Origin of the sequence: Nonomuraea terrae, from assembly GCF_044465245.1 — a bacterium.
GTDB classification, from domain to species: Bacteria; Actinomycetota; Actinomycetes; order Streptosporangiales; family Streptosporangiaceae; genus Nonomuraea; species Nonomuraea terrae.
The window spans coordinates 589,160-610,043 of record NZ_JBITLL010000008.1 but is presented as its reverse complement, the minus strand read 5'-3'; the positions used below and the strand labels follow the sequence as shown (position 1 = coordinate 610,043).

The following is a 20,884-nucleotide window of genomic DNA, read 5'->3' as shown; positions in this document are numbered from 1 at the left end:
CGACAAATCGGTTTCGGCGCCGGTCGTGGGACTCTACGGTGGTGGGGTGACTCAGGTGATCGTGCTCAACGGTGGTTCGAGTTCGGGGAAGTCGGGGATCGCCCGGTGTCTGCAGGCGGTGCTGCCGGATCCTTGGCTGAGCCTCAGCGTTGACACGCTGGTCGACGCGATGCCCCTGTCCCTGCGGTCGTCGGATGCCGGGATCGACTTCGCCGCCGACGGCGAAGTGATCGTGGGGCCGGAGTTCGCGAAGCTGGACGCGGCGTGGACGGAGGGGGTCGCCGCGATGGCGCGCGCGGGCGCCCGGATCGTCGTGGACGACGTCTTCCTCGGGGGAGCAGGGTCCCAGCAGCGGTGGCAGAAGCGTCTCGACGGGCTGGACGTGCTGTGGGTGGGCGTCAGGTGCGACAGCGCGGTGGCGGCGGCCCGGGAGGTGGCGCGAGGCGATCGGGTCGCCGGGATGGCCGCGTCGCAGGCGGACGTCGTCCACGAGGGCGTGTACTACGACCTGGAGGTGGACACGACGCGTCGCGAGGCCCTGGACTGCGCCCGCGCCATCGCCGAGCGGGTCACGCGGGCTCAGTGACGCAGGCGGCTGAGGGCGGCGGCTGACGGGGAGCCGGGCGCCGGGTGGTAGGCGATGATGACCTGGCCGTCCGTGCCGGCCACGTCCAGGGTGTGGCGCTGCAGGGTCAGGGGACCGGCGACAGGGTGGTGGAATTCCTTGGTCTCGTCGCGGGTCGGGCGGACGTCGTGGCGAGCCCACAGGCGACGGAAGTCTTCGCTGGACGACGAGAGCTCCTCGACCAGGCCGCGCAGGGCAGGGTCGTCGACGTCGGAGACGGTGGCGGCGCGCAGGGCGGCCACCGAGTCGGCTGCGACGGCCGCCCACCGCGGGAACAGGTCGCGGGTGCCCGGGTCGAGGAAGACGTCCCGGACGAGGTTGTGGCCGGGGCGGTACATCGGGGCCAGGGCGACGGCGGCGGCGTTGGCCGCCAGCACGTCGAAGCGCCGTCCGCGGAGGTAGGCGGGGATGTCCGTCCAGGCGTCGAGGAGTCGCCGTGTGCCGGGGGCGGCGCGTTCCGCCGACCGGTGCGGCGGCCGGGCGGGCCGTTTCGACGTGGCGCGGGCCAGGGTGTGCAGGTGGGCCGTGAGGTCGGCGTCGAGGCGCAGGGCGGAGCTGAGCGCGTCGAGCACCTGCTCGGAGGGGTGGCGGTCGCGGCCCTGCTCCAGACGGGTCAGGTAGGCGAGACTCACCCCGGCGAGCGCGGCGAGCTCGTCGCGGCGCAGGCCCGCGACCCGGCGGCGTCCGGCCGAGCGCAGCCCCACGTCCTCCGGGCGCACCCGTCCGCGGCGAGCCTGGAGGAAGCTGCCCAGAGCATTCATGACTTCTCCACTTTACGCCGCCCGCGGTCGGCGAGGGTGCACCCTGTCGCGGTACTGGTTGCCCAGGAGAGCGCCCGGCAGAGTCGTCGGCATGACACGAAACCTGACCTGGTTCATCACGGGCGCCTCCCGCGGCCTTGGAGACGTGTGGACGCGGGCGGCGCTGCGGCGCGGCGACCGGGTGGTCGCCACGGCCCGGGACGTCGCCGCGCTCAAGCCCCTCGCCGACGAGTTCGGCGACGCCGTCCTTCCCCTGCCCCTGGACGTCACCGATCGGAAGGCCGCCTTCGCCGCCGTGGCGCGGGGCGTCGAGCGGTACGGCGGGATCGACGTGGCCGTCAACAACGCCGGGTACGGCCTGTTCGGGGCGGTGGAGGAGGTCACCGAGGAGCAGGCGAGGGCGCAACTGGAGACCAACCTCTTCGGCGCGCTCTGGGTCACGCAGGCCGTGCTGCCCGGGATGCGCGAGCGCGGGAGGGGTCACATCCTGCAGGTGTCGAGCCTCGGCGGCGTCGCCGCGTTCCCCATGCTGGGGCTCTACCACGCCTCCAAGTGGGGCCTGGAGGCGTTCAGCGAGTCGCTCGCCCAGGAGGCGGCCTCGTCGGGGATCAGGGTGACCATCATCGAGCCCGGCCCGTACGGCACCGACTGGAGCGGGGCGTCGGCCGTGCACACCGAGCCGCTGCCCGCGTACGACCAGGTGCGGGAGGCGCGCCGGGCCGCCGCCGCGGGCAGGGAACCGATCGATCCCGAGGTCACCGCGCAGGCGGTGCTCGCGGTCGTGGACGCGGAACGGCCGCCGCCGCGGGTGTTCCTCGGCGGGTACTGCCTGCCCATCGTCGAACGGGTCTACGCCGAACGCCTGGCCGGCTGGCGGGAGTGGCACTCGCTGTCGGAGTCCGCAGGCTAGACGCGTTCTTCGCGGTGCCGACCGGCCGGGTTCACTCGATGGTCAACCCGCTACCACTCTTGCGCTATGTGCCGATGGTCTGCTTTGGGGCGTTCTATCTGTTCTGAGCCGAAGGCTGCCTAAATGACAGACTCTGTGCAAGAGGATGAGGTTCGCCGGGCCGCACTGCACACCCGACGCCGCTTCCTGACCGTCAGCGGCGCCGCGATGGCGCTCGCGTTCGGTACGAACCTCGCCAGCCGGGACACCGCCGAAGCCGTGGCGGTCAACCTGCGGTCGGACCCGTTCACGCTGGGTGTGGCTTCGGGGGACCCGCTCCCGACGGCGGTGGTGCTCTGGACCCGCCTCGCCCCGGAGATCTTTGATCCGATGGGCGGAATGCCGGACAAGACCTTCGAGGTCCAGTGGCAGGTGGCGACGGACGAGCGGTTCCGGCATGTCGTACGCGCCGGAACGGCGACCGCCCGGCCGGAGTACCGCCACTCGGTGCACGTGGACGCCCGCGGCCTGGAGCCGGGGCGGGAGTACTTCTACCGCTTCCGTTCCGCGAACCACCTCAGCCCGACAGGGCGGACGAAGACCGCGCCCGAGCGCCGGGCCTCCGCCCTGCGGTTCGGGATCGCCTCCTGCCAGGCGTACCCGGACGGCTACTACACCGCGTACCGGCACCTGGTCGAGGAGGACCTCGACGTCCTGCTCTTCCTCGGCGACTACCTGTACGAGAACGCCGTGAACACGGTGGCGGGCGACCGGTTCGACACCTCCGCCAACGTGCCCGACGTCTTCCAGACCTCGCCGGTCACGCTCGACCAGTACCGGCTGTTCTACTCGCTGTACAAGGCCGACCCCGACCTTCAGGCCGGGCACGCGGCCCTGCCCTGGATCGTCACCTGGGACGACCACGAGGTCGTCGACAACTACGCCGGCGCGGTCAAGGGCGCCGTCCCGACCGAGGACTTCCTCGTGCAGCGCGCCAACGCCTACCGGGCGTACTGGGAGCACATGCCGCTGCGGACGGAGCAGCTGCCGGAGGGACCGGACGCCAAGCTCTACCGGCGCTTCGACTTCGGCGACCTGATGCAGGTCAGCGTGCTCGACACCCGGCAGTACCGCAACGCCTCGCCGAGCCCCACCATCACCGGCGAGGAGCAGATGAACTGGCTGCTCGACGGGCTGGGCGAGTCGCGGGCGCGCTGGAACGTCATCGCCAACCAGGTGATGATGGCCGAGCAGCGCACCACGCTCACCGACCCGCCCCGGCTCAACGTGGACGCCTGGGACGGCTTCACCGAGGACCGCAGGCGGCTCTTCGACGGCATCGTCGAGCGCGAGGTCGAAGGCGTCTGCGTCGTCACCGGCGACACCCACACCAACTACGCCAACGACCTGAGGCAGAACTTCGCCGACGCGAACTCGCGAACGGTCGGCGTCGAGTTCGTCGGCACCTCGATCAGCAGCGGACGCGACGGGTTCGACACCAGCCCCCAGCTGGACCTCCAGCTGCAGGCCAACCCGAACACCAAGTTCGTCAACGGGCAGCGCGGTTACGTCACCTTCGAGGTGAACCGGGACCGGATGCGGGCCGACTACCGGGTCCTGCCCTACGTGACCCAGCCGGGGGCTCCCGTCTCGACCCGGACCTCCTTTGTCGTCGAGCGGGCCGAGCCCGGCCTGAAGGATGTGTGACGATGACCCCTCTCACCTCAGCGCGCCGGACGTGGTACGTGCCGGCGGTCCTCGTGGCGGCGCTGGCCGTCTTCATGACCGCCCCGGCGTACGCGAGTGCTCCAGGCCACGGGAAACCGCCGCGAGAACCGGCCGTCCAGGTCTCGATCGGCTCGCCGGAGCTGGGCATCGCCACCGGCCAGTGCGCCGGCGCCCCGATCACCGTGCGGCTGACCAACCCGGGTGAGCAGGCGGTCTACGCCGACGCCACGCTGTCGGCGCCCGACGACCTGGTCCTGCAGCGCACCATGATCTCGACGTACCTGCCGGCGGGTTACACCGCCCAGGTGTCCGTCCCGGTGATGGCGCCGCTGGAGACGGAGCCGGGGACCTACCCGGTCGAGGTCTCGGCGGGCCGGTCCACCGCGACCGCGTCGATCGCCGTAACCGCCACGGCTCCCGACCCGAGCGGCAACCTCGCGCGGTCGGCGTCCAAGGTCTCCGCCTCCAGCGTCCACTCCGGATACCCGCTCTGCGGCGCCGTCGACGGCGACACCGACAGCGAGCACTGGGGCACCACGGGCTGGAACGACGGCAACTCCACCATCTGGCCGGACTGGTTCGAGCTGCAGTGGAACCAGCCGCAGACCGTCGGCCGCGTCACCCTGCACACCCTCAACAGCACGCGCTACCCGGTCGCCCGCTACGGCCTGAAGGACTGGGACGTCCAGACGCTCCTGGACGGCCAGTGGAAGACCATCGCGTCGGTACGCGGCAACAGCCAGGGGGTCGTCGACACGACGTTCGAGCCCGTGCGGACGAACGCCCTGCGGGTGCTCCTGCTGGCGGGCAACGGCGCCAACGACTACTCCCGCATCGTCGAACTCCAGGCGTTCGCCTCCTGACGCCTGTGGCGGGGTCCTTTCCTGGAAAGGTCTTCACTCTCCGTAGTGATCACTTACTATCTGTTACCAAGGGGTGGTAAAGAACGGCCCCTTGATCTCACAGGAGGTTGACCATGCGACGCATCTCCATGATCCTCTGCCCGCTCGCCGCGGCGGCCGTGCTGGCCGTCCCGCAGGCCGCCCAGGCGGCGGAAGGTGTGCTGATCATCAATGAGGAGTCGTTCGTCGATCCCAGCGGTTGCTATCCGATCAGCGGGGACCCGCTCTACATCACCAACAGGACCGACACTCCCGTGTACGTGCACTACGGCGAGAACTGCACGGGCGCCATCGTGACGGTGGTCGGCGCCGGTGAGTCGCAGGCGTCCCAGCACGAGGAGGGCAAGAGCTTCCGCATCAGGTAGACCGCCCTGGACCGCACCCCAGGGCGCGGCGCCCTCTGCTCCCCTTTCGAGGGGGGCGGAGGGCGCCCTTTTTTGCTCTGTGTGCGGACATCTTTGACACTACTGTCAAACTGTGCGAGCCTGTCAAAGATGACAATGATGTCAAAGATGATGTCTTGGCGCCCTGTTTCCCTGAAGGGATCTTCGATGAGCTCTCCTCGCTTCGACCTGCGCGGACGCCGCACCCTCATCACCGGGGCGGGCAGCGGGATCGGCCGTGCCCTCGCCCTGGAACTCGCCGCCCGTCAGGGCGTGCTGGCCCTGGTCGGCCGGCGTCCCGAGCCACTGGCCGAGACCGCGGCCCTGGTCGCCGAACGCGGCGGCACCGCCCACCCGATCACCGCCGACCTCGCCGCCGACGGGGAGGCCGAACGCGTGGTCGAGACGTCCGCCGCCGCGCTGGGCGGCCTCGACATCCTGGTCAACAACGCCGGCAACGTACGGGCCGGGGCGCTGGAGGACATCAGCGTGGCCGACATCCGGGCCATGGTCCAGGTCAACCTGCTCGCCCCGATCCTGGCGACGCGGGCGGCGCTGCCGCATCTGCGTGCTGCCGCGGACCGGCACGGACAGGCCGCCGTGGTGGGCGTCGCGTCGATCGCCGCCCAGGTCGGTCTGCCCTATTACGCCGCGTACGGGGCCGTCAAAGCGGGCGTGGCCCGGTTCGACGACGCGATGCGCCGCGAGCTGAGCGGCAGCGGCGTCCACGTCGTCACCGTCTACCCGGGCCCGGTCGACACGCCCATGATGGCCTCCGCCCGCCCGGCGCCCGGTCTCGGCCGCCGTCCCGTCGACGAGGTGGTGGCCGAGATCGTGGCGGGCATCGAGGCCCGCGAGGCGGCCATCGTCCCGCAGCTGCCCGAGGGCCGGGCGATGAGCGACCTCGAAGCGCGCGACCCGCTCGCGGTCGACGCCTCCATCGCGCCGACCCTCGGCGAGTTGCTGGCCGCCGTGAGCTCCCATCGCAGCATGTGACGTCCCGTGTCCCCAGGAGCCGTCCGGGCGGCGGCGCCACTCACCCCGAACCCCCGAGGAAGTTCTGTGCAGCAGTCAGTCAACGAAGAGCCGCTGGATCGCAGCGAGTCGCCCCCTCGGGCGCCGGCGGCACCGGAGGGCGCCCGCGCGGCGCGGCACAGGCGCGGGTCGAACGCGTTGATCGCCGTGAGCGTGATCCTGCTGGCGGTGAACCTGCGTCCCGCCCTGGTGGCGGTCTCCCCTCTGCTCGGCGCCATCCGGGCCGACACCGGCATGTCGGCCACGACGGCGGGGCTGCTGACGACGCTGCCGGTGGTGTGCTTCGGCGTGCTCTCCCCTTTCGCGCCGCGGATCGGCAACCGGCTGGGCGCGAACGTCGCCCTGCTGCTCGCGATGGTGGTGCTCGTGGCCGGCACGGCGGTGCGGTTGCTGCCCTCGATGACCGCCCTGCTGCTCGGCAGCGTCGTCATCGGCCTGGCCCTCGCCGTGGCGAACGTGCTGCTGCCCAGCGTCATCAAGCGGGAGTTCCCGTCACGGGCCGCGCTCATGTCCGGGGTCTACTCGATGTCGATGTTCGGCGGGGCCGCGCTCGCCGCCGGGGTGACGGTGCCCGTCCAGCACGCCGCCGACCTCGGCTGGCGAACCGCGCTGGGGTTCTGGGGGCTGCTGGGCGTGCTGGGCGTGCTCGTGTGGCTGCCCCAGGTGCTGCGCCGTACCGGCGCCGCGGGTGCGCCGGCGAGGCCTGCGGACAACCGGCCGGTACGGGGGTTGTGGAAGCACCCGGTGGCCTGGGCGGTCGCCGTCTTCTTCACCGGGACGACGCTGATCTTCTACGCCTCGTCCGCCTGGCTGCCCACCATGCTGACCGACGCCGGCATGCCGAGCGGAACGGCCGGCTGGATGCTCTCGTTCATGAGTCTGGTGGCCATCGCCGGGGCGTTCTTCACGCCGATCCTGACCGGGCGGAACGTGCCGTCCGGAGTGCTCGTGGTGCTGAGCGTCCTGCTCACCATGGCCGGGTTCGCCGGTGTCCTGGCGGCTCCGGCGACCGCGACGTACCTGTGGATGGCGCTGCTCGGTCTCGGGCAGGGGGCGATGCTCAGCCTGTCGGTGCTGTTCTTCGTGCTGCGCGCCCCGGATGCCCGGCACACGGCGCAGCTGTCCAGCATGTCGCAGTGTGCCGGGTACATCCTCGGCTCGGTCGGCCCCTCCGCCGTGGGCGCCGTCCATCAGTGGACCGGCGACTGGGCCGTGCCGTTGGTCGTTCTGATCGTGCTCGGAATCCCGATGATCTGGTCGGGGCTCGGCTCGGCCCGCAAGCGCTACGCCTCGTACGAGATCACCTGACGGATGTCAGCGGGTGACGGTGGTGGTCACCGTGGTGGACTCGCCGGTGGCGGCGGCCAGGGTGGCGGTGAGAGCGTGCGGGCCCTGCGGCAGGGCCGCCAGTACGTCCGCGCCGAGGGCGAGGGTGAGCATTCCGGTGGCGGGGCGGGAGACCGTCCGCACCGGTGCGCCGTCCAGGAGCAGGGTCAGGGCGCGCAGGTCCTGGCCGCCGAGCTTGACCTTCACGGTCAGGTCGTCGCCGAGGGACGCGCCGTCGTGCGGCTGCACGAACATGAGCGTCGGCGCGGCCGGTCCGGCGGTCAGCGGGGTGACGGTGAACGTCCGGCTGACGGGTTCGGCGGCGGCGTGGCGTTCGTCGCCCGCCTGGGTGGCCGTGATCGTGCACCGGCCGGGGGCGAGCAGGTAGACGGTGGCGCCGCTCATCGCGCAGGAGCCTTCCGACGTGGCCGCCAGGACGACGGGGTTGCCCGAGGCGCCGCCGGTCGCGGTGACGGTGAACGGCTCCGCGCCCACGGCTCTGTCGGCGACGGCGTCCAGCGTGATGGTCTGCTGCTGCGGCGCGGGGACGGCGGGCTGCTGGTTGTAGCGGGCCATCCAGCCGATCAGCTCGCCGACGGAGTTCGACATGATGCCGTCCACGCCGACCTCGGTGAGCTTCGCCCAGTCGGCGGGGTTGTCGACCGTCCACACGACGACGGCCAGGCCGGCGGCGTGCATCGTGCGCATGAGATGGGGGGTGACGAGGTTCGCGGCCGGCAGCAGCGCCTGGCCGTGGAACGCCTCGACGTACGCCACCGGGTCGGCCGGCAGCGAGCCGCTGACCAGCCCCGCGCGGGCGATGGACGGGTCGAGCTCGTAGGCGTACTCCAGCGGGACCGGGTCGAACGACTGCCAGACCGTGTGGCTCTGCAGGCCGTACCTGGCGACGAGATCGGTCACGATCTTGACCTCGTCCTTCGTCCAGCCGGCCTTGAGCTCGGGCATGATGAAGCCGCCGGTGCGCTTGGCGTACTGGAGGATCTCCTCGAACGTCGGCACGCGCGTGCCCGCGTACGCCGCGTCGAACTTCACGCCCGCGTCGAGCCGCTTGATCTGGTCGAGCGTGAGGGCGTCGATGCGGCCCTTGCCGTCGGTGGTGCGGTCGACGGTGTCGTCGTGCATCACGATCGGGACCTGATCCTTCGTCAGGTGCAGGTCCAGCTCCATGAACGCGCCGCCGAGCCGGAAGTTCTGCACCTCCGAGACCAGGGTGTCCTCGGGCGCGGCCTTCGGGTTGCCGCGGTGGCCGATCGCGAGGCCCGTACGGCCCGGCTCCACCAGCGGGATCATCGGGCGCGGCGGCAGCTGAGTGACGGTGATGTGCCGGAACGACGCGGTGGCCTGGTCCATGATGAGCCCGAGCACGCCGTCGTCGGTGCGCTGCAGCGACTGCGTCGTCTGGATCTCGCGGCCCTCGAACGTCCAGGTCGCGTTCGTGCCGTGCACCTCGATCGAGACGTCGAACGGCTTGCCGTCGGCGACCGAACGCGGCGCGCCGTGCGCGGCGACCACGCTCCAGCTGTTCGACGGCGTCCTGTTGGCGAACTCCAGGCCGTTGCTCGCGGTGGTGACCCGGCGTACGGCGGCCTGCGACCACGGAGCGGCGCCGGCCGGGTTCACGTCGAGGCCGAGGGCGACCCAGCGGGTGTCGTTGGCGGCCGAGTCGAAGCTGAGGGTGGCGTCGATCCGGAAGTCGTCGAGATGCTGCCCGAAGGTCAGCACCGTGGTGCCGGTGCGGGCGGTCTGCTTCAGGGCGCCGTCGGCGACCGTCCAGGTGCCGCTCTTCGGCGTCCAGCCGTCGGGGATGGTGGTGCGGGCGCCGAAGTCCTCGTCGATGAGGACCTTCGGCTGGTCGGCCTGGGTGGCCGAGGCCGTGCCGGCGAGCGGGGTGAGCGAGACGAGCGCGACGCTCGCGAGGGCGGCCAGGCCGGTCGCCGCGAGTCGAGGCACGCGGAATCTTCGTGTGTGGTGCACGGAGCCGAGTCCATCGGCCGGGATGAACCGCCGGGTGATCCTATACCGGCGGAGACGTCACGCTCGCGGGAACATCTGGCGTCGCGGCGGTGCGGGGAAAGCCCGTCGTCAGGGGCCTGCGTTCCTTCCGGTGGATCGTTCTCACGTATCACGGCGGGAGCTCTGGCGAGTTCGTCGGGGGTGTCATATCACGACAAATCCCGCTGTGGTTTGATCGACCTGCCGTGTGGGCGGGGGCCCGGGCGGATTTTGTTCTCAGGGGGATGTTCAATGATCAAAAGCGTCGTTCGGCGTCTGGCCGTCGTGGCGGTCGCCGGTGCCTTGAGCGCCACCGGCGCGGGGAGCGCCGCGCACGCCGCCACCGCGGGAGAACCCCGCGAGGCCGCGTGCCCGCCCGCGGCCACCGCCGTCGGCTTCAGTGACGCGCTCGACAAGACCACGGCCGGCACGACCAAGGTCGGCGGCCTGTCGGCGCTCGCCTACGACCGGCGCACCGGGGAGTACGTGAGCGTGGAGGACCGCAGCGGCACCGACGCCGCCCGCCTGTTCTTCTTCCACGACCCCGCCAAGCCCGAGATCACCCGTACGCTCGCGCTGACCAAGCAGGACGGCACCGCCTACGACGTCGGCAACTTCGACGGTGAGGGCGTGGCCGTGCTGCCGGACGGCGACTACCTGGTCAGCTCGGAGACCGAGCCGTCGATCATGGTCTTCGACCGTACGGGCAGGCAGCGCGGCTCGCTGGAGGTCCCGGCACGCTTCCGGATCGCCCCGAACGGCGAGGGCGCCGACAACGCCGGGCTGGAGGGGCTGAGCGTCTCCCCGGACGGCCGGCACGTGTTCGCCGCGATGGAGGGCACGCTGAGCGGCGACAAGCCGGCCATCGGCGAAGCCGTCTGGCGACGCCTGCTGGTCTACCGGGCCGAGCACCACGGCGGCGGCTACGCGCTCACCCGCCAGATCGGCTACCGCGTCGACCCCGGCAACCGCATCGCCGAGGTCGCCGCCTACGGTGACGGACGGCTCCTCGTCATGGAGGCGGCCTACGACGCGGCCATGGGCAACTCGGTCCGGCTGTACGCCGTGCACGGCGTGGACCGGGCCTCCGACGTGAGCGCGGTGCGCGACCTGTCCGCCGCGCCGTCGCGTGCCGTCGTACGCAAGGAGCTCGTCTCCGACCTGGTGCACTGCCCGTCGCTGGGCGCCACCAGTCCCGAGCCGCAGACCAATCCCCTCATGGACAACTACGAAGGGCTGCAGGTGGACGTGTCCGACGGCCGGCACCGCGCCCGGCTCCACCTCATCAGCGACGACAACTTCAACGCCCTCCAGGTGACGCGGGTGCTGACCCTCACCGCCCGCCTGCCCTGACGGGTGAGGCGCGGGCCCCGTCCGCCACCCGCTCTGCGTCGCATCCCGCCCGGCGTCCGCGCCGGGCCAGGTGATTAGCTGGACGTGTGGCCGTCACGGTGGCGCTGGCCGGAGACACGATGCTCGGGCGCGGAGTGGCCGAGCGGATCGACGACGCCCCTGACGTGCGGCGGTTCTTCTCCGGTGACGTACGCGCCCTGGTTGCCGGGGCCGACCTGTTCCTGCTCAACCTCGAGTGCTGCGTCTCCGATCGCGGGAAGCCCTGGCCGGCGCCCGGCAAACCGTTCTTCTTCCGCGCCCCGCCGCAGGCCGCCGACCTGCTGGCGGAGCTCGGCGTCGGCTGCGTCACGCTGGCCAACAACCACGCCCTCGACTACGGCTACGACGCGCTGGCCGACACGTTCGCCCACCTGTCCCGCGCGGGGATCCGGTACGTGGGCGCGGGGGCGTGCGACGCTGCCGCCCGCCGTCCGGCCGTGCTGACCGCCGGCGGGCTGCGACTCGGGGTCGTCGGCTTCAGTGACCATCCCGCCGACTTCGCGGCCGGCGCCGAACGCCCCGGCATCGCGTACGCGCGGCCGGCCGGGCGCGGGCTGCCGCCATGGCTGCAGGCGACCCTCGCCGGGCTGCGCCCGCAGACGGACGTGGTGCTGGTGACGCCGCACTGGGGGCCCAACATGGTCGCCGAGCCCCGCCCCGCGGTGCGGGCCGCGGCCTCCGCGCTGCTGGCGGCGGGCGCCGACCTGGTGGCCGGGCACTCGGCGCACGTCTTCCACGGCGTGGCGCCGCCGATCCTGTACGACCTGGGCGACTTCATCGACGACTACGCCGTGGACCCGTACCTGCGCAACGACCTCGGCCTGCTGTGGCTGGTCACCCTCGACGTACGCGGCCCGGTCCGCCTGACGGCCTTCCCCCTCAAGCTGGACTACACCTTCACCCGCCTCGCCGACCCCTTCGACCGCCGCTGGATCCGCGACCGCCTCACCACCGCCTGCGCGGCGATGGGCACCCAGGTCCACGACGAAGGCACCTCCTTCACCATCGACCTGTGACCGCCTGAAGAGCTGGAGCAGTGGGAGTTCGAGGTCACCAGCGGCGGTCGCGTTCGCTACGTCATCGACGATGAGACCCGTACCGTGTGGGTGATCTACGCCTCGCCCCGGCTTCCCGAAGACACCGAGTGATCGACGTGTCAGCCCATGAGGACAATGTGCGGTCGTTCGGGCTGATGAGCTTCAGGCGTTGGAGGTGTTCCAGGCGGGGCGGGCTCGACATCGCGCTCGCCGGGCCGCGCCTGATCACTCGCCGCCTCGAAACCAGCGGCCGGCCGCCGGCAGGAGCAGGCAGACGATCACGATCATCGGGAAGAGCGTGCTGGGCCCGATCAGCCTTGGCCAGGTCAGGTCGCCGTCGATGGCCGGCATCGAGACGGAGATCACGATGAGGACGGACTCGGTCGTCACGATCGCCCACCGGAGCCTCCTGGTACGGCCGTTCCAGCGGTGCAGGAACCAGCCGATGAGGCCTGGGGCAGCGGCGGCGTAGACGCTCAGGAGAAGGAGCGGCCGGTCGGACGTCGCGGCGAAGGCTCCGACCATGAAGGCCAGGCCCACGAGGCCGAACGCGACTTGGAGCGTCATGAGGAATCTCGCCGTTTTCACGGCGGTCGGCATTTGCTCCGGCCCGACGTCGATCACCTCGCCATTGTGACGCGAAACCGGGCCTGCGAACCCGGCGTGAACCGGTCGTTTCGGGGAGACGGACATTCGCGGATGGCCGCCGTCCCAGGTGGACATCGGGATTGGTGCAATAGATATTGGAAGGGAGCGGAGGTGTTTCATGGACGTACGTCTTGACCATCTCGTCTGCTGGGTCTCCGACCCGCTCGCTTCCTTGCACTTCTACGAGCAGGTCATCGGCCTGCCCGGGGTGAGAGCCGACGAGTTTCGCGACGGGAAGGCGCCTTTCCCGAGCGTACGGATCTCGCCCGAGACCATCATCGATCTGATGGCCTTCGAGGCGATGCGGGGAGTGGACGAGGGCACGGGAGTGAAGGGCAGCGCCGGGCATCCGGTGAACCATTTCTGCCTGGCGGTGAGCAAGGAGGAGTTCGACGCGCTGAAGGGCAGGTTGAAACAGCACGACGTCGAGGTCACCGGCGACTCGACGAATTCTTTCGGGGCCCGCGGGATCGCGCCGGAGACCATTTACTTTCCGGATCCCGACGGCAACGTCATCGAGGTCCGCTGGTACGAATGAGAAGTGTCGCCCGCGTCTGGTACACAGGCGGGCATGGGTGTGAGCGTCGATGAGTTCCTCGGGCTGCTGGACGAGTTGCCCGAGGTGCGGATGAGTCAGGGCGGCGAGTGGGTCGGCCTGAAGGTGCACGACAAGGGGTTCGGCTACCTGTGGGAGGCGACTGAGACGGTCGGGCTCAAGGCCACGATCGAGGAGCAGATCGCGCTGGTGTCCGAGCGGCCCGAGGTGTTCGAGGTGCAGTTCACCGCGGGGCGGTTCGGGTGGGTCGTGGTCCACCTCGACAAGATCGACGCTGATGAGCTGTTCGAGCTGATGGTCGAGGCGTGGTCCTTGACCGCGCCGCAGCAGCTCGTGGAGGAGTTCGAGGCCAGCCACCCGATCGGTCAGAAGGTGCAATCAGGGTAATCTCCGACATTGTGCACATCGGGTTGCGTGAATGGCGTGAGGACGACGCGCCTGCCGTCTTACGGGCCTTCCAGTCGCCCGACCTGCGCGACCAGGCGCCGTGGCCGGTCGTCACGCCGCAGGACGCCGTGGGCTGGATCGCCTCCTGGCACGGAGCCGGCCACGCCTTCGCCGTGACGGCCGACGACCGGGTCGTGGGCAACGTGGCGGTGACCAAGATCGACGGCCACGGCACCGGATGGGTGTCCTACTGGGTGGTGCCCGAGGTCCGCGGGCGCGGGATCGCCGTGGCGGCGACCCGGCGGCTGGCGCGGTGGGCGTTCGACGAGCGTGGGCTCTTCCGGCTGGAGCTGGCGCACCGTACGAACAATCCGGCGTCGTGCCGAGTGGCGACGCGGGCCGGATTCCGGTCCGAGGGCATCGAGCGCGGCGAACTCTGCTACGGAGGCGTGCGCTACGACGTCGAACGCCACGCCCGTCTCGCCACCGACTGACCGGCCGAGCGGGTGGTCAGGCAGTAGGCCGCTGAATTACCCTTTTCGGGTGGACGGCGAGAGTCTGGCCGCGGTCGGGTTGCTGGAAGCCCTGAGCCGGGCGTCGGAGATTCTCGCGGAGTTACGTCATCCCTTCGTGAGAAGCGAGCATTTTTCGTATTTCCTCCCGTCCGGAGGCGCCCGCGTCGGGGCCGCGTTCATCCTGCCCGACGGTCGTGAGGTGCGTTTCGAGGTCTCGATCGTGGCGGCCGGTGACGCCTTCCACGTCGAGGGTGGCATCACCGCCGAGGACGAGACCCTGCTGGAGCTGCCGCGCAGGACCGTGAAGGACATCCGCGACGGCGTGGCCGTGCTGGACGACTACGTGGCGGAGGTGACGGCGCCGGCCGGGCAGGTGCTCGACCGGCTGCTGGAGGAGATTGTCTGACAGCCACACAGTCAATTGGACTCTTGGTGTCTGGTTGTCAGACAATGGATGGCATGAACAAGGGACCGCTCGCCGTGGTCGGCGCCGCCGTGCTCTGGGGTACGGCGGGAACCGCCGGCCTGCTCGTCTCCGCCGACTCCGTCGCCCTGGCCGCCGCCCGGCTGGTCATCGGCGGAGCGGCGCTCGCCGTCGTGGCGCGCGCCGCCGCGCGGCGGTCCACGAAGGTGATCACGCCGGGCCTGCTGCTGGGCGCGGTCGCCGTCGCGGCCTACCAGCTCTGCTTCTTCGCCGCCGTCAGCCGTACGGGGGTCGCCGTCGGCACCGTCGTCGCCATCGGCAGTGGACCGGTGTTCACGGGGTTGCTCTCCTGGGTCCTGCACGGCCGGCGACCGAGCGGGCGGTGGGCCCTGGCCACCACGGCGGCCGTCTGCGGCTGCGCGGCGCTCATCGTCGGCGGCGGGACGCAGGCCGGCGCGCAGGTGGTGTCCGGGACGCTGTTCGCCCTGCTGGGCGGGCTGCTCTACGCCTTCTACGCCGTCATGGCGGCCGGCGCGATCGGCCGGGGTGCAGAGTCGAACGCCGTGATGGGCGTGATGTTCGGCGGCGCCGCGCTGATCATGCTGCCGGTCCTGGCGCTGCACGGCGCCGCCTGGCTGACGGAGCCGCGGGCGCTGCTCGCCGTCCTCTACCTGGGCCTCGGCACCACGGCGCTGTCCTACCTGCTGTACGGTCTCGGCCTGCGCACCACCCCCGTGGCCACGGCCGCCACGCTCGCCCTGGCCGAGCCGGCCGTCGCCGCGCTGCTCGGCCTGGTCGTGCTCGGCGAGCGGCTGGCCCCGATGTCGCTCGCGGGTCTCGTCCTGCTCGCCCTGGCTCTCGTCGCGGTCGCCGTACCGGAAAAGCAGGAAGGGAAAGCCGTGCCGGAAAGGGAGCTAGAGTCACGGGCGTGACGTTGCCCCTCAGACCTGTCTCCACCGTCGGCGCGCTGGCCGACGCCCTGCGCAGCAGGGTGCTGTCCGGGGAGATCGCGCCCGGCACCGCGCTGCCCGAGCAGGAGATCGCCGCCTCCTACGGCGTGGCCAGGCCGACCGTCAGGGAGGCGCTCGCCACGCTGGTGCACGAGGGGCTGCTCAGGCGCGAGCGCAACCGCAGCGCGTACGTCCCCGAGGTGACGCTCGCGGACCTCGACGATCTCATGTACGTCCGCCGCCCCCTCGAAGACCTCATGGCGCAGGCCATGGCCGGGCACGACGTGCCGCAGGCCGAGGCCGCGCTGCAGCGTATGGCCGCCCTGCCGGCCGACGCGCCGTGGTCGGAGACCGTGGCCGAGCACATGGCGCTGCACGAGGCGCTGGTCCAGGCGGTCGGCAGCCCCCGCCTGGAGCGCCTCTACGGCGTGCTGGCCGCCGAGACCAGGCTCGGCCTCGTACGGCTGCGCGAGGTCTACGGCGATCGTGACGTCCTCGTCCGCGAGCACCGCGAGCTGCTCGACGCGATCGCGAACGGCCCGCGCGACGCGGCGCGGGCGGCCGTGGCCGAACACCTGAGCCATTCCTGGGGCGAACAACGCGACGGATGAGACGGTTGGGGCGGGCCTGAGCACCATTGAGCGGTAACCCTTGCGGTACCGCCCCGGAAGTCGCAAGAATCGCGGCCATGCACGGCAATCCGATGCCGGACTCCTACGTGTACGTCACGGAAGAGGGCGTCACCCGTCACTACGCGGACGGCAGCGTTGAGGCTCTCGCCTGGGAGGACGTGGTGGAGGTCCGGGTCGTCACCGAAGCCGGGGCAGACGTCCACTACATCCTTCTCGACCGCGACGGCGAAGGCTGCGTCGTGCCGCGTTCGGCCACGGACGCGACATTCCTCGCAAGGTTGCGCTACCTGCCGGATTTCGACCTGGAACGGCTGAACGTGGCCGCCGATTCGGTGCACGACGGCGTCGTGGTCGTCTGGCGCAGCCCCGACCCGCCGTCCGCGCTGCCGGACCTCGAGTATGACTGACCGGCCGGAGAGCGCCAGGGGCAGCGAAGCGGCAAAGACCCCTGTGTGGTGAAATTTCCGACCATGGTGCTTGATGTGGAACGTCCGGGGCCGGGGCATCGACCCGTCATCGGCGCCGCCTGCCGGATCACCGGCAACGAGATCGAGTACTCGATCGTCCTGCCCAGGGCCTCCATCGCCGGCGTCGGCCGCATCGCGTCGTCGCTGATCGGCCACGACGCCGAGGTCATCCCCGCTCCCCGCACGCCCAGAGCCCACCGACTCGTGCTGGGCGATCACAGCAAGGTGCAGATCAGCTCATGAAACGGATCCTGGTTACCGGGGGCGCGGGATTCATCGGCTCCCACTTCGTCCGCGGCCTGGGCGGCGCGCACGTCACCGTCCTCGACAAGCTCACGTACGCGGGCAACCGGGCCAACCTCGACGGGGTGCCGCACGACTTCGTGCACGGCGACATCTGCGACGCGGGGCTGCTGGCCGAGGTCGTCCCCGGGCACGACGTCGTGGTCAACTTCGCCGCCGAGTCCCACGTCGACCGCTCGATCGCGGAGGCGGCGGCGTTCATGCGCACCAACGCGCTCGGCACCCAGACCCTGCTGCAGGCGTGCCTGCACGCCGGCGTGCCGAAGGTGGTGCAGGTCTCGACCGACGAGGTGTACGGCTCGATCGACGTCGGCTCGTGGGACGAGTGCGCGCCCGTGCGCCCGCGTTCGCCGTACGCGGCCTCGAAGGCGTCCGGCGACCTCGTCGCCCGCGCGTACGCCACCACGTACGGGCTGGACGTCTCGATCACCCGGTGCGGCAACAACTACGGCCCCCGGCAGTACCCGGAGAAGATCATCCCGCTGTTCGTCACGAACCTGCTGCGCGGCCGGAAGGTGCCGCTGTACGGCGACGGCGGAAACGTGCGCGACTGGGTCCACGTCGAGGACCACTGCGCCGGCATCCGTCTGGTCGCCGAGAAAGGCGAGCCCGGCGAGGTCTACCACATCGGGGGCACCACCGAGCTGACCAACCGGGACCTCACCGCCCGCCTGCTGGCCGCCTGCGGCCGGGACTGGGACCTGGTCGAGCACGTCGAGGACCGCAAGGGCCACGACCGCAGGTACTCCCTGGACGACTCCAAGCTGCGGGCCCTCGGATACGGGCCGAAGATCCCGTTCGAGCGGGGGCTGGCGGACACCGTCCGCTGGTACGCCGAGCACCGCGACTGGTGGGAGCGCTGACACGCGAAAGGGGCCCGCTCCACCGGAGCAGGCCCCCTCACGTGGCGTACGTCTAGCCGATGCGCCAGGTGTCGCCGCCCATCAGCAGCTCGCTGAGGTCACCGGGCCCCTGCTGGGCCACGGCGTCGTCCAGCTGCTCGGCCATGAGCGTGTCGTACGACGGCCGGTCGACACTGCGGAAGATGCCGATCGGCACGTGCTCGAACGCCGGCTCGTCCAGCCTGCTGAGCGCGAACGCCACCGACGGGTCGGGGTTGTGGGCGTCGTGCACGAGGATCTGGTCGGCGCTCACGCTGTCGCGGGCCGCGACCTCGATGCCGCCGTTGGCCGCGCGGACCACCGCCTTGGTGGCGCTCACGATCGGCTGGCCGTGCTCCAGCCGCAGCGTGATGTCGTCGCGGACGTCGGGGTCCTTCAGCTGCTCGAAGGCGTTGTCGTTGAAGATGTTGCAGTTCTGGTAGATCTCGACCAGCGACGTGCCGCGGTGGGCGGTCGCCTCGCGCAGCACCGACTGCAGGTGCTTGCGATCGGAGTCGAGGGTGCGGGCCACGAACGACGCCTCGGCGCCGATCGCCAGCGAGATCGGGTTGAACGGCTTGTCCAGCGACCCCATCGGCGTGGACTTGGTGATCTTGCCGATCTCGGAGGTGGGGGAGTACTGGCCCTTCGTCAGGCCGTAGATCCTGTTGTTGAACAGCAGGATGTTCAGGTTGACGTTGCGGCGCAGCGCGTGGATCAGGTGGTTGCCGCCGATCGACAGCGCGTCGCCGTCACCCGTGATCACCCACACGCTCAGGTCCGGCCGCGAGGCCGCGAGCCCGGTGGCGATCGCCGGCGCCCGCCCGTGGATGGAGTGCATGCCGTACGTGTTGAGGTAGTACGGGAACCGCGACGAGCAGCCGATGCCCGACACGAACACGATGTTCTCGCGCCTGAGGCCGAGCTCCGGCAGGAAGCTCTGCACCGCGGCCAGGATGGCGTAGTCACCGCAACCCGGGCACCAGCGCACCTCCTGGTCGGACTTGAAGTCCTTCAGGCCCTGCTTGACGTCGGTCTTGGGGATGAGCGTCAGGCCCTTCCCGTTGACGGAAGTTTTGCCGGAGGCGAACAATGGTTCACTGGTCACTGTCGATCACGTCCTGGATGACTCCGGCCAGCTCCTCGGCCTTGAACGGGAGCCCGCGCACACGGTTGTAGCTGATCACGTCGACGAGGTACCGCGCCCGCAGCAGCAGGGCGAGCTGGCCGAGGTTGATCTCGGGCAGCAGCACCTTGTCGTAGCGCTTGAGCACGTCGCCGGTGTTGGCGGGCAGCGGGTTGAGGTGGCGCAGGTGGGCCTGGGCGACCTTGCCGCCGCCGTTCCTGATGCGCCGCACGGCCGCGGCGATCGGGCCGTACGTCGAGCCCCAGCCGATCACCAGCACCTTCGCGTCGCCGTCGGGGTCGTCGACCTCCAGCTCGGGCACGTCGATGCCGGCGATCTTGGCGGCACGCGTGCGGACCATCAGGTCGTGGTTGTTCGGGTCGTAGGAGATGTTGCCCGTGCCGTCGGCCTTCTCGATGCCGCCGATGCGGTGTTCGAGCCCCGCGGTGCCCGGGATGGCCCACGGGCGGGCGAGGGTCTCGCTGTCACGCTTGTACGGCAGGAACGCGCCGTCCTCGCCGTTCGGCTCGGTGGTGAACTTCTGTGAGATGTCGGGCAGCTCGGAGACCTCGGGCAGCCGCCACGGCTCGGAGCCGTTGGCGAGGTAGCCGTCGGACAGCAGCATGACCGGCGTGCGGTACTTGACCGCGATGCGGGCCGCCTCGATGGCCGCGTCGAAGCAGTCGCTCGGCGACATCGGCGCCACGATCGGCACCGGCGACTCGCCGTTGCGGCCGAACATGGCCATCAGCAGGTCGGTCTGCTCGGTCTTGGTCGGCATGCCGGTGCTCGGCCCGGCCCGCTGCACGTCCACGATGATCAGCGGCAGCTCGGTGGTGACCGCGAGGCCGACCGTCTCCGCCTTCAGTGCCACGCCGGGCCCCGACGTGGTGGTGACGCCCAGCGCCCCGCCGAACGCGGCCCCGAGCGCCGCGCCGACGCCCGCGATCTCGTCCTCCGCCTGGAAGGTGCGCACGCCGAACTGCTTGTGCCGCGACAGCTCGTGCAGGATGTCGCTGGCCGGGGTGATCGGGTACGAGCCCAGGAACAGCGGCAGCTTCGCCTGCACGCCGGCCGCGATCAGGCCGTAGGCGAGGGCCTGGTTGCCGGAGATGTTGCGGTAGACGCCCGGCGCCAGCCGGGCCGGCTTGACCTCGTACGAGACCGAGAAGGACTCGGTGGTCTCGCCGTAGTTCCAGCCCGCCTGGAAGGCCGCGATGTTGGCCTTGGCGATGTCGGGCTTCTTGGCGAACTTCTGCTCGAGGAACTTGATGGTGTGCTCGGTCGGCCGGTGGTAGAGCCACGACAGCAGGCCGAGGGCGAACATGTTCTTCGACCGTTCGGCGTCCTTCTTGGACAGGTCGAAGTCCTCAAGGGCCTTGACGGTGAGGGAGGTCAGGGCCACCGCGTGCACCCGCCACTCACGCAGCGAGTCGTCCTCCAGCGGGTTGGTCGCGTAGCCGACCTTCTGCAGGTTGCGCTTGGTGAACTCGTCGATGTTCGCGATGATGTCGGCGCCCCGAGGCAGGTCGGGCAGGTTGGCCTTGAGCGCCGCCGGGTTCATGGCTACGAGCACGTTCGGCGCGTCGCCGGGGGTGAGGATGTCGTGGTCGGCGAAGTGGAGCTGGAAGCTCGACACGCCGGGAAGGGTGCCTGCGGGGGCGCGGATCTCGGCGGGAAAGTTGGGCAACGTCGACAGGTCGTTGCCGAACTCCGCCGTGCCCGCCGTGAAGCGGTCGCCGGTGAGCTGCATGCCGTCGCCGGAGTCACCAGCGAACCTGATGATCACGCGGTCGAGTTGCTGGACCTGCTTTGTCACAGATCAGACCTCCTCGACGCGCCACTGCGCGGTTGCCGTAGGCGCGTTCTCTTTGTCCATGCTAGATCCTCGGAAGGTCACGCGT

At 70.7% G+C, this 20,884-nt stretch carries 23 protein-coding genes; 18 read left to right on the top strand and 5 right to left on the bottom strand.

Going from position 1 to position 20,884, the window contains the following annotated elements; translation table 11 throughout:
* Positions 1 to 46: 46 nt before the first annotated feature.
* Positions 47 to 586, top strand: a complete 540-nt coding sequence (gene cpt, locus ACIBP6_RS41310; protein WP_397059977.1) for a chloramphenicol phosphotransferase CPT — start codon at positions 47 to 49, stop codon at positions 584 to 586.
* On the opposite strand, the gene ACIBP6_RS41305 is transcribed toward cpt, so the two are convergent.
* Positions 580 to 1,386 (bottom strand): helix-turn-helix domain-containing protein, encoded by an 807-nt coding sequence (locus tag ACIBP6_RS41305; RefSeq protein WP_397059975.1) that lies wholly within the window; start codon positions 1,384 to 1,386, stop codon positions 580 to 582. The two genes, cpt and ACIBP6_RS41305, sit on opposite strands and share 7 nt — an antisense overlap.
* A gap of 91 nt (positions 1,387 to 1,477) precedes the next feature.
* Between ACIBP6_RS41305 and ACIBP6_RS41300 the strand changes: the two genes are divergently transcribed.
* The 6 genes from ACIBP6_RS41300 (at position 1,478) to ACIBP6_RS41275 (ending at position 7,631) form a co-directional block, all read left to right on the top strand.
* The gene (locus ACIBP6_RS41300; protein WP_397059973.1) at positions 1,478 to 2,296 is read left to right on the top strand and encodes an SDR family NAD(P)-dependent oxidoreductase; all 819 of its coding nucleotides are present in this window, start codon (positions 1,478 to 1,480) and stop codon (positions 2,294 to 2,296) included.
* A 123-nt stretch (positions 2,297 to 2,419) separates the two neighbouring features.
* The gene (locus ACIBP6_RS41295) at positions 2,420 to 3,982 is read left to right on the top strand and encodes an alkaline phosphatase D family protein (RefSeq protein ID WP_397059971.1); all 1,563 of its coding nucleotides are present in this window, start codon (positions 2,420 to 2,422) and stop codon (positions 3,980 to 3,982) included.
* A gap of 2 nt (positions 3,983 to 3,984) precedes the next feature.
* Positions 3,985 to 4,866 (top strand): discoidin domain-containing protein, encoded by an 882-nt coding sequence (locus ACIBP6_RS41290; protein WP_397059969.1) that lies wholly within the window; start codon positions 3,985 to 3,987, stop codon positions 4,864 to 4,866.
* A gap of 113 nt (positions 4,867 to 4,979) precedes the next feature.
* Complete coding sequence (locus ACIBP6_RS41285) at positions 4,980 to 5,270, top strand: hypothetical protein (RefSeq protein WP_132608830.1); 291 nt, start codon at positions 4,980 to 4,982, stop codon at positions 5,268 to 5,270.
* A gap of 186 nt (positions 5,271 to 5,456) precedes the next feature.
* Complete coding sequence (locus ACIBP6_RS41280) at positions 5,457 to 6,284, top strand: SDR family NAD(P)-dependent oxidoreductase (RefSeq protein WP_397059967.1); 828 nt, start codon at positions 5,457 to 5,459, stop codon at positions 6,282 to 6,284.
* Positions 6,285 to 6,350: 66 nt separating this feature from the next.
* A complete protein-coding gene (locus ACIBP6_RS41275) occupies positions 6,351 to 7,631 on the top strand; it encodes a CynX/NimT family MFS transporter (RefSeq protein ID WP_397059965.1) in 1,281 nt (426 codons plus the stop codon).
* A gap of 6 nt (positions 7,632 to 7,637) precedes the next feature.
* Here the strand turns inward: ACIBP6_RS41275 and ACIBP6_RS41270 are convergent, their stop codons facing one another.
* Positions 7,638 to 9,620, bottom strand: a complete 1,983-nt coding sequence (locus ACIBP6_RS41270) for a glycerophosphodiester phosphodiesterase (RefSeq protein WP_397059963.1) — start codon at positions 9,618 to 9,620, stop codon at positions 7,638 to 7,640.
* A gap of 294 nt (positions 9,621 to 9,914) precedes the next feature.
* Between ACIBP6_RS41270 and ACIBP6_RS41265 the strand changes: the two genes are divergently transcribed.
* Together ACIBP6_RS41265 and ACIBP6_RS41260 are read left to right on the top strand one after the other, a co-directional pair.
* Complete coding sequence (locus ACIBP6_RS41265; protein ID WP_397059961.1) at positions 9,915 to 11,015, top strand: esterase-like activity of phytase family protein; 1,101 nt, start codon at positions 9,915 to 9,917, stop codon at positions 11,013 to 11,015.
* Positions 11,016 to 11,101: 86 nt separating this feature from the next.
* Positions 11,102 to 12,070: a CapA family protein gene (locus ACIBP6_RS41260; protein ID WP_397059959.1), complete on the top strand. Its 969-nt coding sequence runs from the start codon at positions 11,102 to 11,104 to the stop codon at positions 12,068 to 12,070.
* 246 nt (positions 12,071 to 12,316) lie between these two features.
* On the opposite strand, the gene ACIBP6_RS41255 is transcribed toward ACIBP6_RS41260, so the two are convergent.
* On the bottom strand, positions 12,317 to 12,658 hold the full coding sequence (locus tag ACIBP6_RS41255; RefSeq protein ID WP_397059957.1) for a hypothetical protein: 342 nt from the start codon (positions 12,656 to 12,658) through the stop codon (positions 12,317 to 12,319).
* Between the two features lie 199 nt (positions 12,659 to 12,857).
* Here ACIBP6_RS41255 and ACIBP6_RS41250 point away from each other — a divergent pair, with 199 nt between their 5' ends.
* The 9 genes from ACIBP6_RS41250 to rfbB all read left to right on the top strand — a co-directional run bounded on the left by ACIBP6_RS41250 (position 12,858) and on the right by rfbB (position 17,836).
* Positions 12,858 to 13,277, top strand: coding sequence for a VOC family protein (locus ACIBP6_RS41250; RefSeq protein ID WP_132608837.1), 420 nt, complete (start codon positions 12,858 to 12,860; stop codon positions 13,275 to 13,277).
* Between the two features lie 33 nt (positions 13,278 to 13,310).
* Positions 13,311 to 13,682 carry an MmcQ/YjbR family DNA-binding protein gene (locus ACIBP6_RS41245; protein ID WP_397059955.1) on the top strand — a complete coding sequence of 124 codons (372 nt, stop codon included), beginning with the start codon at positions 13,311 to 13,313 and terminating at the stop codon, positions 13,680 to 13,682.
* 11 nt (positions 13,683 to 13,693) lie between these two features.
* Complete coding sequence (locus tag ACIBP6_RS41240) at positions 13,694 to 14,176, top strand: GNAT family N-acetyltransferase (protein ID WP_397059953.1); 483 nt, start codon at positions 13,694 to 13,696, stop codon at positions 14,174 to 14,176.
* A 49-nt stretch (positions 14,177 to 14,225) separates the two neighbouring features.
* Positions 14,226 to 14,603, top strand: coding sequence for a hypothetical protein (locus ACIBP6_RS41235; RefSeq protein WP_132608839.1), 378 nt, complete (start codon positions 14,226 to 14,228; stop codon positions 14,601 to 14,603).
* Positions 14,604 to 14,656: 53 nt separating this feature from the next.
* Positions 14,657 to 15,553, top strand: coding sequence for a DMT family transporter (locus ACIBP6_RS41230; protein WP_397059951.1), 897 nt, complete (start codon positions 14,657 to 14,659; stop codon positions 15,551 to 15,553).
* Positions 15,550 to 16,182, top strand: a complete 633-nt coding sequence (locus tag ACIBP6_RS41225) for a GntR family transcriptional regulator (RefSeq protein WP_397059949.1) — start codon at positions 15,550 to 15,552, stop codon at positions 16,180 to 16,182. The genes ACIBP6_RS41230 and ACIBP6_RS41225 overlap by 4 nt, the downstream gene beginning before the upstream one ends.
* A 77-nt stretch (positions 16,183 to 16,259) precedes the next feature.
* Entirely contained in the window at positions 16,260 to 16,610 is a 351-nt protein-coding gene (locus ACIBP6_RS41220; protein WP_132608841.1) for a hypothetical protein, read from the top strand.
* A gap of 63 nt (positions 16,611 to 16,673) precedes the next feature.
* Positions 16,674 to 16,913 carry a hypothetical protein gene (locus tag ACIBP6_RS41215; RefSeq protein WP_397059947.1) on the top strand — a complete coding sequence of 80 codons (240 nt, stop codon included), beginning with the start codon at positions 16,674 to 16,676 and terminating at the stop codon, positions 16,911 to 16,913.
* Complete coding sequence (gene rfbB / locus ACIBP6_RS41210) at positions 16,910 to 17,836, top strand: dTDP-glucose 4,6-dehydratase (protein ID WP_397059945.1); 927 nt, start codon at positions 16,910 to 16,912, stop codon at positions 17,834 to 17,836. Before ACIBP6_RS41215 ends, rfbB begins: the two co-directional genes overlap by 4 nt.
* A 52-nt stretch (positions 17,837 to 17,888) precedes the next feature.
* Here rfbB and ACIBP6_RS41205 read toward each other — a convergent pair whose 3' ends face one another.
* Positions 17,889 to 18,962: a 2-oxoacid:ferredoxin oxidoreductase subunit beta gene (locus tag ACIBP6_RS41205; protein ID WP_397059943.1), complete on the bottom strand. Its 1,074-nt coding sequence runs from the start codon at positions 18,960 to 18,962 to the stop codon at positions 17,889 to 17,891.
* Positions 18,952 to 20,799, bottom strand: coding sequence for a 2-oxoacid:acceptor oxidoreductase subunit alpha (locus ACIBP6_RS41200; protein ID WP_397059941.1), 1,848 nt, complete (start codon positions 20,797 to 20,799; stop codon positions 18,952 to 18,954). Before ACIBP6_RS41200 ends, ACIBP6_RS41205 begins: the two co-directional genes overlap by 11 nt.
* Between the last annotated feature and the right edge of the window lie 85 nt (positions 20,800 to 20,884).